Annotated in this window: 12 protein-coding genes; 6 read left to right on the top strand and 6 right to left on the bottom strand. The window is 58.5% G+C overall.

Features of this window, described 5'->3' with window-relative positions; translation table 11 throughout:
* Positions 1-110: 110 nt before the first annotated feature.
* Positions 111-569, bottom strand: coding sequence for an REP-associated tyrosine transposase (locus ACTJKS_RS14490; RefSeq protein ID WP_108183695.1), 459 nt, complete (start codon positions 567-569; stop codon positions 111-113).
* A gap of 625 nt (positions 570-1,194) precedes the next feature.
* Between ACTJKS_RS14490 and ACTJKS_RS14485 the strand changes: the two genes are divergently transcribed.
* The 4 genes from ACTJKS_RS14485 (at position 1,195) to ACTJKS_RS14470 (ending at position 6,388) form a co-directional block, all read left to right on the top strand.
* The gene (locus ACTJKS_RS14485; protein ID WP_108183694.1) at positions 1,195-2,613 is read left to right on the top strand and encodes an amino acid permease; all 1,419 of its coding nucleotides are present in this window, start codon (positions 1,195-1,197) and stop codon (positions 2,611-2,613) included.
* Between the two features lie 197 nt (positions 2,614-2,810).
* Positions 2,811-4,298, top strand: a complete 1,488-nt coding sequence (locus tag ACTJKS_RS14480) for a glucosyltransferase domain-containing protein (RefSeq protein WP_108183693.1) — start codon at positions 2,811-2,813, stop codon at positions 4,296-4,298.
* A gap of 114 nt (positions 4,299-4,412) precedes the next feature.
* Positions 4,413-4,775: a GtrA family protein gene (locus tag ACTJKS_RS14475; RefSeq protein WP_041068292.1), complete on the top strand. Its 363-nt coding sequence runs from the start codon at positions 4,413-4,415 to the stop codon at positions 4,773-4,775.
* Positions 4,772-6,388: a glycosyltransferase family 39 protein gene (locus tag ACTJKS_RS14470; RefSeq protein WP_108183692.1), complete on the top strand. Its 1,617-nt coding sequence runs from the start codon at positions 4,772-4,774 to the stop codon at positions 6,386-6,388. The genes ACTJKS_RS14475 and ACTJKS_RS14470 overlap by 4 nt, the downstream gene beginning before the upstream one ends.
* Position 6,389: 1 nt before the next feature.
* Here the strand turns inward: ACTJKS_RS14470 and ACTJKS_RS14465 are convergent, their stop codons facing one another.
* Both ACTJKS_RS14465 and ACTJKS_RS14460 read right to left on the bottom strand, forming a co-directional pair.
* The gene (locus ACTJKS_RS14465) at positions 6,390-8,009 is read right to left on the bottom strand and encodes an FMN-binding glutamate synthase family protein (protein ID WP_108183691.1); all 1,620 of its coding nucleotides are present in this window, start codon (positions 8,007-8,009) and stop codon (positions 6,390-6,392) included.
* A gap of 241 nt (positions 8,010-8,250) precedes the next feature.
* Positions 8,251-9,051, bottom strand: coding sequence for a helix-turn-helix transcriptional regulator (locus ACTJKS_RS14460; protein ID WP_041068300.1), 801 nt, complete (start codon positions 9,049-9,051; stop codon positions 8,251-8,253).
* Positions 9,052-9,175: 124 nt separating this feature from the next.
* On the opposite strand from ACTJKS_RS14460, the gene ACTJKS_RS14455 reads away from it, so the two are divergent.
* Positions 9,176-9,997 (top strand): carbon-nitrogen hydrolase family protein, encoded by an 822-nt coding sequence (locus ACTJKS_RS14455; protein WP_108183690.1) that lies wholly within the window; start codon positions 9,176-9,178, stop codon positions 9,995-9,997.
* Positions 9,998-10,181: 184 nt separating this feature from the next.
* Positions 10,182-11,507, top strand: coding sequence for an APC family permease (locus ACTJKS_RS14450; RefSeq protein ID WP_108183689.1), 1,326 nt, complete (start codon positions 10,182-10,184; stop codon positions 11,505-11,507).
* A gap of 6 nt (positions 11,508-11,513) precedes the next feature.
* Here ACTJKS_RS14450 and ACTJKS_RS14445 read toward each other — a convergent pair whose 3' ends face one another.
* The 3 genes from ACTJKS_RS14445 to ACTJKS_RS14435 are packed head-to-tail and all read right to left on the bottom strand — an operon-like array spanning position 11,514 to position 15,678.
* Complete coding sequence (locus ACTJKS_RS14445) at positions 11,514-12,917, bottom strand: ATP-binding protein (protein WP_108183688.1); 1,404 nt, start codon at positions 12,915-12,917, stop codon at positions 11,514-11,516.
* Complete coding sequence (locus ACTJKS_RS14440) at positions 12,914-14,728, bottom strand: DAHL domain-containing protein (RefSeq protein WP_041068308.1); 1,815 nt, start codon at positions 14,726-14,728, stop codon at positions 12,914-12,916. The genes ACTJKS_RS14445 and ACTJKS_RS14440 overlap by 4 nt, the downstream gene beginning before the upstream one ends.
* On the bottom strand, positions 14,725-15,678 hold the full coding sequence (locus ACTJKS_RS14435; RefSeq protein WP_041068310.1) for a cytochrome-c peroxidase: 954 nt from the start codon (positions 15,676-15,678) through the stop codon (positions 14,725-14,727). The genes ACTJKS_RS14440 and ACTJKS_RS14435 overlap by 4 nt, the downstream gene beginning before the upstream one ends.
* Positions 15,679-15,708 lie beyond the last annotated feature (30 nt).

Raw genomic sequence — 15,708 nt, 5'->3', positions numbered from 1 at the left:
GCCCCAATCCCTCTAATCGCGATCTGTCTGAAACACCGCATGCGCGGGTAATACGACGGCTTCGCCGCCGAGCGGGAGCAAGCTCCCTCGCCACAGGGGAAGTGGGAGCTTTAGAGCCAGCAGGCGTCCCAAAGCGGGTAATCGCCAATCCGCTCCACCAATCCTGCTCGTAGCGGATTAGCAATGATGTAACGGGCGAGGGGTTTCAAGTCTTTACCATCACGGATGGCGCGGTCGTGATAGCCTGTTTGCCAAAACGCGCCTTTTCGGTTCAGGGCGCGATTAATCGACAATGTGCTGCGGGATTTCACCGCTTGCATCAGACGTTCAATATGCATTTCTTCCAGCTGGACCAACCAATGTAAGTGGTCAGGCATCACCACCCAGGCTATCGAATCGACCCATCGCTGGTCATGAGCTCGCCTGAGTTCCGCTATCAACAAACGCCCCATCTGCCAATCGCTGAATATTCTGCGGCGCTGATGCACCACAGTAGTTATGAGATAAGCACGTCCTAACTCCGAACAACGCCCTCGGCGGAGCCGATGTGAATTTGGGGGGTTACGCATTCCGTTGCGTCCTTTGCGAGTTCAATCCTTATTCACGCTAGTCGCAGCAATCAAGAATTGGGTCTGCGATGACTGTACGAAATTTCCGAAAATTTGCAGATGTCGCCTTCTGTGTGGCGAGGGAGCTTGCTCCCGCTGGACTGCGCAGCAGTCCCAATCCCTGTAGTCGCAATTTGTCTGAAGCACCGCGTGCGCGGTAATACGACGGCTTCGCCGCCGAGCGGGAGCAAGCTCCCTCGCCACAGGGGAATAGACAGCCAAGCACATCGAAACAGCTGTGCTAGAGCTATCACCTACGCAATACCACCAACACAGGGGCATGACGGTGCACCAATGCTGTGCAATACTCGCCGGCCTTTTTAGTGGGGAAAAATCCTACGGAGTCCAGGTAATGCCTCTCCGTAAACCGGCGGAATGCCGAGATTTCCCGCTGAATGTTGCGGTTTATAGAGTGAAAAGCCCTGTCACAAGCTTTTTATACTGCACGCCCCGCTGATCTTGCAGGTCGGGACCTGCGAGACGCGTTTGCCCACGAGGCCGGCGCGGTTTCGGGAAGTTCAGGCCTATCGGTCGACGCTTCGCCACTCGGCGGTCATATCCAATAACAAGACGAGGTTGTATCCCTATGCCAGTCGGCAATCACCTGCCCCATGGCGAGACCGCTCACGGCGGCCCGCTCAAACGCGAACTCGGTGAACGGCATATCCGCCTGATGGCGCTCGGCGCCTGTATCGGTGTCGGCCTGTTCCTGGGTTCGGCCAAGGCCATTGAAATGGCCGGTCCGGCGATCATGCTTTCCTACATTCTCGGCGGCCTGGCGATCCTGGTGATCATGCGCGCCCTCGGTGAAATGGCCGTGCACAATCCGGTGGCCGGCTCGTTCAGCCGCTACGCCCAGGACTACCTCGGCCCGCTGGCGGGCTTTCTCACTGGCTGGAACTACTGGTTCCTGTGGCTGGTGACCTGCGTCGCGGAAATCACCGCCGTCGCCGTGTACATGGGCATCTGGTTCCCCGATGTACCGCGCTGGATCTGGGCCCTGGCGGCGCTGATCAGCATGGGCTCGATCAACCTGATCGCGGTAAAGGCCTTCGGTGAATTCGAGTTCTGGTTCGCCCTGATCAAGATCGTCACCATCATCGCCATGGTCATCGGCGGCGTCGGCATCATTGCCTTCGGTTTCGGCAACGACGGCGTGGCGCTGGGGATTTCCAACCTGTGGGCCCATGGCGGTTTCATGCCCAACGGCGTGACCGGTGTGCTGATGTCCCTGCAAATGGTCATGTTCGCCTACCTCGGTGTCGAGATGATCGGCCTGACCGCCGGTGAAGCGAAGAATCCGCAGAAAACCATTCCCGATGCGATCGGCTCGGTATTCTGGCGCATTCTGCTGTTCTACGTGGGCGCGTTGTTCGTGATCCTGTCGATTTATCCGTGGAACGAAATCGGCACTCAAGGCAGCCCGTTCGTGATGACCTTCGAGCGTCTGGGCATCAAGACCGCTGCCGGCATCATCAACTTCGTGGTGATCACGGCGGCACTGTCGTCGTGCAACGGCGGCATCTTCAGCACCGGGCGCATGCTGTACAGCCTGGCGCAGAACGGTCAGGCCCCGGCCGGTTTCGCCAAGACCTCCAACGGCGTGCCACGCCGGGCACTGCTGCTGTCGATTTTCGCGCTGCTGATCGGTGTGCTGCTCAACTACCTGGTGCCGGAGAAAGTCTTCGTCTGGGTGACGTCGATTGCCACCTTCGGCGCGATCTGGACCTGGGTCATGATCCTGCTGGCGCAACTGAAATTCCGCAAAGGTTTGAGCGCCAGCGAACGTGCCGGCCTGAAATACAAGATGTGGCTGTACCCGGTCAGTTCTTACTTCGCGCTGGCGTTCCTGGTGCTGGTGGTCGGCCTGATGGCGTACTTCCCGGACACCCGCGTGGCACTGTACGTGGGGCCGGCGTTCCTGGTGCTGCTGACGGTGTTGTTCTACGTGTTCAAGTTGCAACCGAGCGGTGAAACGCAGGGCGCGGTGCGTTCGGCCACTTGATGTAGTCGATAGCAAAAGCAAAAGATCGCAGCCTGCGGCAGCTCCTACAGGGTTGATACATTTCCTGTGTAGGAGCTGCCGCAGGCTGCGATCTTTTGCCGTGTTACCGCCGGTCTGAAAGAGCGATACAAAGCGGCCGATCAGGCTCAAACCTGTATCTCTTTGCAATCCCGCGCGGCAGTAACCGAGGCGCAGACATGAGGGCGAGCGCATTTCTCGAGCGAGAGCTCAGTCAGCGGCAAGTCGTGCTGTTCTTCCTGCTTGCCACTGCGTTGTACGCCCTGCCGCTGCTCCTCGCCGACTTCCCCTACATTGACGACAACTGGCGTACGCTGGCCGCCGCGAATGCCTGGGCCGGGCAAGGCCGATTGTTTGCCGACTGGTTTTATCAGGCGCTGACGTTCACCGGGGCGGCACCGAACATCTATCCGTTACCCCTGTTGCTCGCGGTCGTGGCGATGAGTCTGGCGCTGACTCGGCTGACCGTTCACTACTTTGTCGAACCGACGCTGGCCTGTTGCCTGGTCGCGTTGCCGCTCTGGTACAACCCGTTTCTGCTGCAGAACCTGTCCTATCAATACGACGGCCCGATCATGGCCTTGAGCATGGTCGCGGTGATTTACGCCATCACGTTCGACGCTTCATCGCGGGTACAGCGCTGGCTGGTACCGGCGGCGTTGCTGGCGCTGGCGATCGGGCTGTATCAGATCAGCCTCAATGTGTTTCTCGGTCTGTGTGGTGTCGAGTTGATCAGGGCTGTTCAGCAGCAAACGCAGTGGCCGCAGATCTTGCGGATGCTGGGCTGGAAGCTCGCACAAGCGGGCCTCGGCATCCTGATCTATAGCGTCACGGCTTATCCGTTCATGGAGACGTTGCGAAGAACGGATCTGCTGAACCCGGACACCCACCCGCTGTTGCAGATCGGTATCAATTTCTCTCGGGTGCTGCAGAATGTTGCGCTGCTGTTTCACGGCGGCTACTCGTGGGTTTTCGCTGCACTGGTGTTGTGTGCATTCGCGGGCTGTCTGCGTCTGGTTCGGGGCCGCCAACGCCGTTGGCCAAGCCTGCTGCTGTGTTTGCTCACGCTGCTCGTTCTGGTCTGGCTGGTGCCCGGAATCACCCTGCTGTTTCGGGATTTCAATGAAGGCGCGCGGACCCTGATGGGCTTCGGCGTGTTACTGCTGGGGCTGTTCTATCTGGCGCACGTTGCGCTGGCGTCCGGGCACCGCCGATTGCCCTTGCTGCTGATCATTGCGCTGCTGGCGACACTCTCGCTGTCCTTCGCCTATGGCCGGGTGCTGAGCCTGCAGAAAACCTTTGCCAACAGCGCGCTGAACAGCCTGAGCCACGACATCGCCGCCCATCGTGAGCTGCGTGAAGCGAAACGGATTTACCTCTCGGTCAGCTACTCCGATCGCTGGCTGGCCAGTGCGGCCGGTTCATTCCAACAGCTGCCGGTGTTGCACTATCTGCTCAACGTCGACTACTTCATCCTCGCGGAAAATCTGCCGTCGGCAGGCATCACCAACGTGGTCGCCGAACGCGAACGGCGTAACGCCACGCGCGTTGGTTATCAGGGTTTTCCCGCGTTGGTGGACAGCCTGTATTACCGGATTTACCTGATTGGCGATTACGGTTTCATCGTCATGAAGGAACCGCCTCACGGCAGGTTGCTGCAGTGGTAACCCTGACCGTCCGTCGCAATCCACCCCGCACCTGTAATTTCTGACAGTAGACCACTCAAGCGCCTTGCCCTAGCTTCGAAAGTCAGCCGGACCAAGCCATGGCAAGGAACCGTAATGAAAGGATTTCCTGCGCTGACAGTGATTGGCATCGCTGATGCACTTATCCACTGGCAGATTTTTTTTGTTTTGTGCAGCGCCATCGGGTTGACCCAGGCAGCCAGTAACTTCGCCGCATTCTGCGTGGCGGCGGCGTTCTCGTTTTACGTGAATATGCTCTACACCTTCGACAGCAAGACGCCGGTATTCGGCTACTTGCTGTTTGTTGGTCTGATGGGGGGCGCGAGTTTCGGTATCGGCAGGATTGCCGATGCGCGTGACTGGAATGGTCTGCTGACGGTCACGGTGTTTACCGCACTGAACCTGGTGTTGGGGTACTGCTTTTTCCGGTTTGTGCTGTTCTGGAGAAAACAGACATGAAACCGTTGCTGACAACTTCTTTTTCTACCAAACCTCAGACATCCGTGATGATCGACCGGCTTGCGCTGATGGCGGTTTTGCTGCTCGCAATGTCCTTGCGTTTCTACGCTTTGGAACGCCCGTTTTTCTGGCTGGATGAGGCATTCAGCCTACGTCTTGGTTCCATGTCGGTTGACCAGATCTGGTACTACACAGGTCGTGATGTCCACCCTCCCTTTTATTATTACGTTTTGCATGTCTGGTTTTTGATATGGGGTGATAGTCCATACGCTGCGCGTGCACTGAGTGCCGTTGCGGGGAGTATGGCCGTTATTTGTAGCGTCTATGTTGTAGGAACTATAGCCGGGCCGAGAGCCGGTATTGTCTGTGGCCTACTCACTGCATTTTTGCCCATCGCTATTCGTTATAGTCAAGAAGCCAGAATGTACGCGCTCCTCTCATTTTTATTACTTGCATCCTTGCTGGCGCTGACAGCGTGGGTCACTAATCCAGATCGTAAAAAATATCTCTTTTGGTATGTTTTTTTCTCGGTACTGGCGATATATACGCATTATTTTGCTGCGTTGGCGATTGCATCAAGCTGGGTGTATCTGTTTTTTTTGAGTGTCAGAAGCACTCGTGGGCATAAATACGTCCTGCATCCTCTATGGTGGTGGGCAAATCTTTTTATTGCCATATCGTATGTTCCTTGGGCTTTTAGTCTTCTGCACCTGCTATCAACGGTTAATCTTATCGGCCAGAATGGCCTGTTCGCTTGGATAGCCCCCGTGTCCTATCAAACGATTCCGTCATTATTTTGGGCCTTTTTCACGCTGCAGAACGTGCACGTAAGTGATGTTCTGGGTTGTTGGCTATTGACGTTTTTAGTTCTGTCGCTGTCTTGGTTTGTTGTTTATCGGGATAAGAACCAATTTTCGCTTTCCATGCTGGTCGTATCGTACCTATGGACGCCAATGATTGTTGCTATGAGTATTTCATTCGTGGTTCCCATGATAACGATTCGCTATCTGGCCTTTTGCTCAATGGCGGTGCCGATGATAGTTGCTGTTGCAATAGCTTGTTCGAACTGGCGTTATATGGTGGCTGTTTTGGCTTTGATGTTGTTGGTAGAGGCTCCGGGTGTTTTGAGTGTTTATCAACAAATAGATGACTTGAATTATTCACGTTCTCCGCAGGATTTCCCAATGGAAAAGTTGGGTGGGAAGTTGAAAAGTTCCATTGCCTCGGGGGATAAGATAGTCGTTGAAGGAACACTCTGGTATTACTCCTTGGAGGCGTATGGTTTTTCTGATCGGCAACCGATGTTATTTGAGCGAAGCTGGGTACATGACAATGCCTCTCGCCCGACAGGCTTTGGTTTTCTTTCGTTACTCGATCCTGTACGTGATGAGGTTTTTTTGTTCAGCCTGAGCAAGCTTTCAAATGAATCACAAAGGGTTTGGTGGGTTAGCGGCCATTCGGGCTCAAACATGGATGAAAGTATCGAGTTTCCGAACAACTGGGTTCAGAAAGGTAGATGGGACTTCGGCAACCTTAATCTGCGGCTTTTCAATATATTCGCATCGTCAAATGAAAAGCGTCAGCCTTCAATTATGGCTGACGCTATTCAGTAATCTACGCAGCAGCCACTTCCTGCGCCTCAAAACTGTCCGCCCGCGCCATTTGCCACATCCGCGAATAAAACTCGCCATTCACTTCTCCGGTGAGCAATTCCCCCGGTTTCAGAAACACATGCAGCTGCGAGAACAGCTTGATCTCGGTCGCCGACATGCGCCGCACCAGGTGCTTGGCCGACAGTTGCGACGGATGTTCCAGCCCTGCAGCGGCAAGCATTTCCGCCAGGGCCTTGAGGGTATTGCGATGGAAGTTGTAGACGCGCTGGGCCTTGTCCGGGACGACGAGGGCGCGTTGACGCAGGGCGTCCTGGGTGGCGACGCCGGTCGGGCATTTGTTGGTGTGGCAGCTTTGCGACTGGATGCAGCCGATGGCGAACATGAAGCCGCGCGCGGAGTTGGCCCAGTCGGCGCCGATGGCCAGCACGCTGGCGATGTCGAACGCGCTGACGATCTTGCCGCTGGCGCCGAGCTTGATCTTGTCGCGCAGGTTCAGGCCGACCAGCGTGTTATGCACAAACAGCAGGCCTTCGCGCATCGGCACGCCGATGTGGTCGGTGAACTCCACCGGTGCGGCGCCGGTGCCGCCTTCCTTGCCGTCGACCACAATGAAGTCCGGCAGGATGCCGGTTTCCAGCATGGCCTTGGCGATGCCCATGAACTCCCACGGATGCCCGAGGCAGAACTTGAAACCCACAGGTTTGCCGCCGGACAGCTCACGCAGTTGCTGGATGAACTGCATCATTTCGATCGGCGTGGAAAACGCGCTGTGGCGAGACGGCGAGATGCAGTCTTCGCCCATCAGGATGCCGCGGGTGTCGGCGATTTCCTGGGTAACTTTGTGCTTGGGCAGGATCCCGCCGTGGCCGGGTTTGGCGCCCTGGCTCATCTTGATTTCGATCATTCGCACCTGCGGATTCTGCGCCTGGGCGGCAAAGCGTTCCGGGTCGAAACGGCCATCGCTGGTACGGCAGCCGAAATAACCGCTGCCCAGTTCCCAGGTCAGGTCGCCGCCGTGTTCGCGGTGATACGGGCTGATGCTGCCTTCGCCGGTGTCGTGGGCGAAGTTGCCGAGTTTGGCGCCCTGGTTCAACGCGCGGATGGCGTTGGCGCTGAGCGAGCCGAAGCTCATGGCCGAAATGTTGAACACCGACGCCGAATACGGCTGCGTGCATTGCGGGCCGCCGACGGTGACGCGGAAACTGCTCGGGTCGCTCAAGGGCGCCGGGCGCATCGAGTGGCCGATGAATTCGAAGCCCGATTGATAGACGTCGATCAGCGTGCCGAAGGGTTTGTCGGCGGTTTCGTTCTTCGCCCGCGAATAGACCAGCGAGCGCTGGGCGCGGGAGAAGGGCAGGGCGTCGCTGTCGGATTCAAGCAGGTACTGACGGATCTCCGGGCGGATGCCTTCGACCAGATAGCGGATGTTGCCCAGGATCGGGTAGTTGCGGCGCACCGCGTGCGGGCTCTGCAGCAGGTCGAACAGACCGAGCAGGCTCAGCACGCCGGTGACGGCGGTGATTGGCCACAGCCAGTCGTGTTCGAGAAAGGGCAGGCTGGCGAGGGTGAAAATCACGCAGACGGCAAAGAAGGCGTAGCGGCTCAGGAGTGACAGGCTCATACGGTTTCCTTGGTTCGGACTCAATGGTTTGCAAACCTGTGGCAGCAGGCGGGCCTGTTGATGAGATTTATTGTGGTGAGGGGATTTATCCCCGATGGGTGGCGAAGCCGCCCCAAAACCATTCACTGCGGTTTAACTGAAAGACCGCATGCATAGACTTGGGGCTGCTGCGCAGCCCATCGGGGATGAATCCCCTCACCACAGAGAATCTGTCGACACAGGAAAGCATTTCCACGCGTTATCAGGCGTTCTGCGCCTGGAGAAAAATCGAAAACAGCTCCGACTGGGATTTGATCCCCAGCTTGCTGTACATGTGTTTCTTATGGACTTTCACGGTTTCTACGGAGATTTCCAGCTTACGGGCGATTTCTTTACTGGAGCAACCGCTGAGCATCAGACGCCCGACATCCAGTTCCCGGGCAGTCAGTTGCGCACCCTTGAGTTGCTGCACCGACGCTTCCAGTTGCACCCGCCAGTCGGCCGGTGCAGGCGCGGCAGCGAGGGCCACGGTTTCGTTGATTTCGTACGGCAGGCGCTGGCGCAACAGACCCAGCACCCACGGCTGGATCAATGACAGCAAAGCGATCTGTTCGCCAGTGAAACGTTGTTCACTGCCCAGCGACAGGCACAACGTGCGTTCGCCTTCGAGCTGGCAATTGAACTGGATTTCGTCGGCGACCACATTCAGACGAAAGTATCGCTGGTAATACTCGGTCAGCTCGAAATGCTCCGGCGCCACCTCCGACAGGCGATACAGCCCGGTGCGCGACTGCTCGCGGCAGGCGATGTAGAACGGATCAAGCAGATACAAACCGCGCAGATAATCCTGAAACAGCGGGTCGGGACTGCCGTCCTCGGCGGGGCATTCGGCGAACACTTGCGGGTGCTGATCGGCGCTGAACAGCAACACCACCCAGCTATCGAATGCCACGTACTGGTCGAGCAAACGCACCAGTTGTGCCCAGAAATTCGGCTTGTCCAGTGCGTCGATCAACTGCCCGACGGCGCGGTGCCAAGTGATGTCATCAAACGAAACGGTCATGAATCTACCCCTATCGGGTTACCCCGGCCGCGTGATTCCCTGCCGGTTGCTTGCTGCGCATACTGGCCCACAGACAGCCACCGGGCAATCTTTCAGCGCCCGGCCCTGACCACAAGGACTCGCAATGAAAGTCGAACTCGCCCAACTGGCGGGCCGTGACAATGGCACCGCATACAACCTCGAACGCGCCCTCGCGGCGATTGCCGCGTGCGGTGCCGACACGCAACTGATCGTATTCCCGGAAACCCACTTGATGGGCTTCCCGACGGCTGACACCGTGGCACAGATCGCCGAGCCGCTGGATGGCCCGACCGTCAGCGCGGTGCTGGCCGCTGCCCGCGAGCGCAACCTCGCCGTGGTGATCGGCATGGCTGAGAACGACAACGGTCGCTTCTACAACACCACGCTGCTGATCACCCCCGAAGGCATCGCCCTCAAATACCGCAAGACCCACCTCTGGGCGTCGGATCGCGGCGTGTTCGAGGCCGGCGACCGCTACGCCACCTGCGAGTGGAACGGTGTGCGCGTCGGCCTGCTGATCTGCTACGACATCGAGTTCCCGGAGTCCGCCCGCGCGTTGGCGCAACTGGGCGCCGAGTTGCTGATCGTGACCAACGGCAACATGGACCCGTACGCCCCGACTCACCGCACCGCGATCATGGCCCGTGCTCAGGAGAATCAGGCGTTTGCGCTGATGGTCAATCGCGTTGAGGCCGGGGATGACGGCTTGATGTTTGCCGGCGGCAGTGCGCTGGTCGATCCGCTGGGGACGTTGCTGTTCGAGGCGGGGCGCGAAGAAGGGACGTTCAGTGTCGAGCTGGATTTCGACCGGTTGCAGGTCGCGCGCCAGGATTACCGCTATCTGGATGATCAGCGCTTGAAGCTGCCGGGGGAGGTGGTAGAGCACGCGTGCGGATTGCGTGAGTTGCTGATTCCTGCGCGCTGAAGATCAAAAGATCGCAGCCTTCGGCAGCTCCTACACCATTGCACTGCGTACTCCTGTAGGAGCTGCCGAAGGCTGCGATCTTTTATCGATTCATCTGACTCACCCAAAAAAACAAAGCCACACCCGAAACATTCGCCGAACTCGGCTCTGCCATAAATCCAATAACATTCGGAGTAAGTCGCCCATGGCTCGTTTGCAACGCACCCTGTCATTAGGGTCGGTGGTGCTGTTCGGCATCGCCTACATGACGCCGATCATTGTCCTCGGCACCTTTGGCATCCTCGCGCAATCCACCGCCGGCATGGTCCCGGCCGCGTACCTGGCAGCACTGGTGGCGATGTTCTTCACCGCCATGAGTTACGGGCGCATGGCCGCCGCGTTCCCGGTTGCCGGTTCCGCCTACAGCTACGTGCGCAAGGCGATCAGCCCCAGGCTCGGCTTCATCGCCGGTTGGGCGGTGTTGCTCGATTACCTGTTTCTGCCGATGGCGATCTGGCTGATCGGCGCGGCGTACCTTGCTTCGGCATTCCCGTCGATCCCGCAGTGGATCTGGGTACTGGCGTTCATCGGCATCACCAGCGCGATCAACATCGTTGGCCTGAAACTGGCCAACGGCATCAACGCCTTGCTGATGCTGGTGCAATTTCTGGTGCTGATCGCCTTCGTCGCGCTGTGTGTGCACTACGTCGGCGGTGATGCGCGCACGCCGTTGTGGTCGATCAAACCGTTCTTCAACGGTGACATGCAAATGCCGCTGATCATGAGCGGCGCGGCGATTGCCTGTTATTCGTTCCTCGGCTTCGACGCGGTCAGTACGCTGACCGAAGAAACCCGCGACCCACGCCGCACCATTCCACGGGCGATCATGTTGATCACCTTGATCGGCGGGCTGATCTTCGTCGGCGTGTCGTACTTCGTGCAGATCGCCCACCCGTCGTTCCAGTTCGACAGCGTCGACTCGGCGGCCTATGAAATCGCACGCAACATCGGCGGCGACCTGTTCGTCTCGATCTTCCTCATCGGCCTGATCGTCGGCCAGTTCGCTTCGGGGCTGTCGGCCCAGGCCAGCGGTTCGCGCTTGCTGTTTGCCATGGGGCGCGATGGCGTGTTGCCCAAGTCGTTTTTCGGTACCTTGCATGCGCGCTTCGGCACGCCGGTCAACAGCATCCTGCTGTGTGCGGTCGTGGCATTGCTGGCGCTGAAACTCGATGTGACCACCTCAACCTCGTTCATCAACTTCGGTGCGTTCCTGGCGTTCAGCCTGGTCAACCTGTCGGTGATTTTTCATTACTGGATCGGAGGCGAGAAAAAAGGCCCGCGTGAGCTGGTGCTGTTTCTGGTCTTCCCGTTCATCGGGCTGCTGGCGGACGTGTGGCTGATGGTCAGCCTTGATCATCTGGCGGTGTATCTGGGCTTGAGCTGGCTGGCGATTGGCGTGGTGTATCTGGCGGTGCTCACTGGCGGCTTTCGGCGGCAGCCGCCGGAGATGGATTTTCAGGAAGCGACCTGAGGCGCCTCAGGCCGCGGGCCGGCTCTGACGCATCGGCAACTCGACGCGGAAGGTCGTGCCCACGCCCGGTTCGCTGCGGACCGAAATGTCACCACCGTGTTTTTTGACAATGCCGTAGGACAGGGACAGGCCCAGCCCGGTGCCCTGGCCAACCGGTTTGGTGGTGAAAAACGGATCGAAAATTTTCTGCAGGATGTCCGGCGCAATCCCGGCGCCGGTGTCCGCGACTTCCACCCAGGCCGTGTCCTGCTGTTGCCCGGTGCGCAAGGTGATGGTGCCGCGCTCGGGGCCCATGGCCTGAGCCGCGTTGACCACAAGGTTCATGATCACCTGATTGATTTGTGACGGCAGGCACTCGATGTCCGGCAGCGGCTGATATTCCTTGATCAGGTCAGCCTTGTACTTGAGTTCGCTGGCGACAATATTCAGGGTCGACTCGATGCCTTGCTGCAGATTCGCCCACTGCCATTGCTGATGGGTATCGACCCGGGAGAAATCCTTCAGATCCTTGACGATCTGTCCGACCCGGCCAATGCCTTCCTTGGATTCGCGGATCAGTACCGGAATGTCTTCGAGCAGAAAATCCAGATCGGCGTCTTTGCGCAACTGCTCAAGCCGGGCCACGGATTCGCTGTCTGGCGTGGCGCCCAGCGTTTGCCAGGCATCGAGTACGCTGAGCAACTGATTGAAGTAGCCGTCAAGGGTGCCGAGGTTGGAGGAGATGAAACCGATCGGGTTGTTGATTTCATGGGCCACACCAGCCGCCATTTGCCCCAGTGAAGCGAGCTTTTCCGACTGCACCAGCTGACTTTCCAGTTGCTTGCGTTCATCGATTTCGCGCTGCAGAGCTTCGCTGGCCTGCTTGAACTGGGCGGTGCGCTGATCGACCAGATGTTCCAGGTGATGCATCTGCAAGGAAGCGCGTTCGGTCATCTGCCATTTGGTCAGCAGGGTGTTGGCCATTTGTTGCACTTCAATGTTGTCGAACGGCTTTTTCAGAATCAGTAATCGGTCATGCGCCTGCAGCCGTTCGAGCAGTTCATCCCAGGAGTAATCCGAGTAGGCCGTGCAGACCACCACCTGCAACAGCGGATCCTGTTGCCAAAGGTGTTCGATGGTTTTCGCGCCGTCCCAGCCGTCGGGCATGCGCATGTCGACGAAAGCCAGTGCGTAGGGGCGTTGTTCGTGCAAGGCCTGCATCAGTTTGCCCAGGCCTTCCTCGCCGCCGTAGGCCGAGTCCAGCTCGAACGGCGGACGTTCGGCACGCACCTGTGCACCAAACAACGCCGCCTCCATCTCGTCGAGTTCCACTGACTGCGCCGCCGGTGGCGCGAGAATCTTGCGGAAGTCTTCATGAATCGACGGCATGTCGTCGATCAGCAGAATACGGCGGTTCGACAGCTCGCTCATGCGTTCTCCGTGACGCTGATCAGGGGAATCTGCAAGGTGAACAGCGCACCTTTGCCCGGTCCGTCGCTGTGCGCGGTGAGGTGCCCGTTCATCTCGATGGCCGCCAGGGCGCAGCTGTGCAGGCCGAAGCCGTGGCCTTCCTTGCGGGTAGTGAAACCGTGGGCAAAGATCCGCGTCATGTTTTCCGGCGCAATGCCTTCGCCATCGTCCTTGACGCTGATTTCGAGGAAGCTGTCATCGACGATTTTTACCGCCAGCGTCATGGTGCGAGGGCGGTTGCTGAGGTCGGACATGGCGTATTTGGCGTTGCTGATGAGGTTGATCAGGATCAGCAGCAAACGGTGTTTATCGCCCATCACCTGCGGCACCTCGGCGTACTCCCTGACCACCGTGACGTGGTGTCGGGTCAGCGCTCCGGCGTTCATGCGCAAGGCGTCTTCGAGCAATTCATTGATGAACAGCGGTTCAGTCATGCTGTTGGCGCCGGCATAGGACTGCTGGGTGGCGACGATGTCCTTGATGTGATCGACGCTTTTGTTCATCTGGTTCAGTTCGTCGACCATTTCCTGCTGTTCCTGGGCAATCGCACCCACCAGCTGATTGAGGTAACCGGGAAGCAATTTGCCCTTGGGGTCTTCGCACAGAAAGGCGCCGAGGTCATGCGGGTGTTCGTTGATCAACTGCATGGCCTTGCCCAGGCCCTGGGTCTTGCTGTTGCGCAGCTTGCGCGTGATCAGGTCGCTGGAGATGTTCACGCTGTTGAGCACGTTGCCGACGTTGTGCAGCACGTTGGTGGCGATTTCCGCCATGCCGGCCTGACGCGCCGCGTCGAGCAGTTCGCTCTGGGCGTCCCTGAGTTCGCGGGTGCGTTCCTCGACCCGTTGCTCCAGGGCATCGTTGGCCGTTTGCAGGGCCGTGTTGACCCGATTGATCTCGGCGAAACTGCCGATCAGGCGGATCGCCAGCCACACCAGCGAGAGCATCAGCAACACCGAAAACAGTAGCAGGTAGAAGTGGTATTGGCGGTCGACCCGATCGGCGCGCTGTTGATCGCGATCGAGCAGGGTGGTTAGGGTATCCAGGCGCTCGGCCACGGGAATGTTTTCGATGCTTTCGAGCAACTGATTGACCAGCGGTTGCTCGCGCGCGATCAGGCTGATGTGGTTGCTCATGATTTTGATCGGGGTTTCAAACGCCGGCGGCAGTCGTTGCGCATTGACCTTCAGTTTGTTCAGGCCGACCTCGATGTCGGCGGCCCTGTCGTCGGAAGTGACCTGGGCGAACTCCAGGGCACTGAGCAGCAGGTCGTAAGTGTCGGTGGTGATGTTTTGCAGCTGTAATTTATCCAGGTCCGACAGGTTGGCGAGTTGCTCCTGAATGTCGTCTTCGGCGGTGGGCAAAAAGGCCAGGGAATTGCGCAACAGTGCGTTGTGCGATTTGAACTGTTCGACCAGGCGGATCTTCTCCTGCATCGCCTGCAGAAAACCCTCGTGGGCGTCGTTCCATTGCGCCGAGTCGTTGCGACCATGCCTGGCCTCGATCGCGTCGAAGCGCGCCCAGAGCCGGTTCATCTCGGTCATGGGTGACACCAGCGGATCGTAATTGTGGGTGAGCGCCACTCGCGCCTTGAGGATCTCGTTTTCCCACAGCGAATTCTGCTGTTTGATCTGCCGGATCAGATCCCGCGACTCGGTATAGGTCATGGTCTGGTCGGAGCTGGACTTGAAGTACAGAAACAGCAGAATCGACGCCAGCACCAGAGCGACCAGCGTGAGCAACAGCAGACTGCGCCGACGGGAGATGTTGATCATGGCTTGCCTTCCCTTTGGCCGGTCAGGGTCTCGAGAAATAGAATGATCAGCCGTTTGTCCTCTTCGGTCGGCGTGCGTCCCAACTGATACTGGAACATCACATCCACCGCCTTTTCGAGGGTGTCCGCCGAGCCGTCGTGAAAGTAGGGCGCGGTCAGCGCGACGTTGCGCAGGCTCGGCACTTTGAAAAATTCACGATCCGCTTCGTCCCGGGTGACGTTGAAGCGGCCTTGATCAGCCACGGTCGGGTTGCCGCGATCGGCAATGTAATCGCCGAACACGCCAAACTTCTGGAACATGTTGCCGCCGATGTTCACCCCTTGATGGCAGGCGATGCAGCCGTATTCCTTGAAGCGCTGGTAACCGTACTTTTCCTCGAGGGTGAGGATGTCGGTGTTGCCCAGCAGGTATTGATCGAAGCGCGAACCGGGCGTCAGCAAAGTACGTTCGAAACTGGCCAGCGCCTGCTGGACATTGGCCTGGGTCACGCCGTCCGGGTAGGTGGCGGCAAAATCGCGACGGTAGTCGGGGTCGTTCGAGATCCGCTCGATAACGGTGCGCCAGTCGCTGCCCATTTCATGGGGACTGGTGATGACGACGTTGCTTTGTTCCTCCAGCGTTTCGACACGGCCGTCCCAGAACTGGCGGAAATTGAGGGCGGCGTTGAACACGGTCGGCGTGTTGACCGCCACCGGTTTACCGTCGAAGCCCAGCGACAGGGCGCGGCTGTCGGCACCGTTCTTGTCCAGTTGGTGGCAGCTGGCACAGGACAGCGTGTTGTTGATCGATAACCGTGGTTCATGGAACAGGCGCCGACCCAGTTCCACGCGGCGGACGTCCTGCTGCGGCACCGCGGGCAACGGTTTGAGCGGCTCGTCCAGCGGCTCGGCACTGGCCCCGGCGCAGAGCCCGCACAGCAGCAACACGATGGCGTGGTGGAAAAGACTCATCGGCAATCGTCTCCCTGACTCAGGACCGTT

It is taken from the genome of Pseudomonas sp. 22189 (assembly GCF_052045635.1).
In the GTDB taxonomy this organism is placed as follows: Bacteria; Pseudomonadota; Gammaproteobacteria; order Pseudomonadales; family Pseudomonadaceae; genus Aquipseudomonas; species Aquipseudomonas parakoreensis.
This window is presented reverse-complemented; position numbering and strand designations above follow the sequence as displayed.

Coding starts and splice junctions, on each gene's coding strand:
- ACTJKS_RS14490 (WP_108183695.1), bottom strand. CDS start 569: ATGCGTAACCCCCCAAATTCACATCGGCTCCGCCGAGGGCGTTGTTCG.
- ACTJKS_RS14485 (WP_108183694.1), top strand. CDS start 1,195: ATGCCAGTCGGCAATCACCTGCCCCATGGCGAGACCGCTCACGGCGGC.
- ACTJKS_RS14480 (WP_108183693.1), top strand. CDS start 2,811: ATGAGGGCGAGCGCATTTCTCGAGCGAGAGCTCAGTCAGCGGCAAGTC.
- ACTJKS_RS14475 (WP_041068292.1), top strand. CDS start 4,413: ATGAAAGGATTTCCTGCGCTGACAGTGATTGGCATCGCTGATGCACTT.
- ACTJKS_RS14470 (WP_108183692.1), top strand. CDS start 4,772: ATGAAACCGTTGCTGACAACTTCTTTTTCTACCAAACCTCAGACATCC.
- ACTJKS_RS14465 (WP_108183691.1), bottom strand. CDS start 8,009: ATGAGCCTGTCACTCCTGAGCCGCTACGCCTTCTTTGCCGTCTGCGTG.
- ACTJKS_RS14460 (WP_041068300.1), bottom strand. CDS start 9,051: ATGACCGTTTCGTTTGATGACATCACTTGGCACCGCGCCGTCGGGCAG.
- ACTJKS_RS14455 (WP_108183690.1), top strand. CDS start 9,176: ATGAAAGTCGAACTCGCCCAACTGGCGGGCCGTGACAATGGCACCGCA.
- ACTJKS_RS14450 (WP_108183689.1), top strand. CDS start 10,182: ATGGCTCGTTTGCAACGCACCCTGTCATTAGGGTCGGTGGTGCTGTTC.
- ACTJKS_RS14445 (WP_108183688.1), bottom strand. CDS start 12,917: ATGAGCGAGCTGTCGAACCGCCGTATTCTGCTGATCGACGACATGCCG.
- ACTJKS_RS14440 (WP_041068308.1), bottom strand. CDS start 14,728: ATGATCAACATCTCCCGTCGGCGCAGTCTGCTGTTGCTCACGCTGGTC.
- ACTJKS_RS14435 (WP_041068310.1), bottom strand. CDS start 15,678: ATGAGTCTTTTCCACCACGCCATCGTGTTGCTGCTGTGCGGGCTCTGC.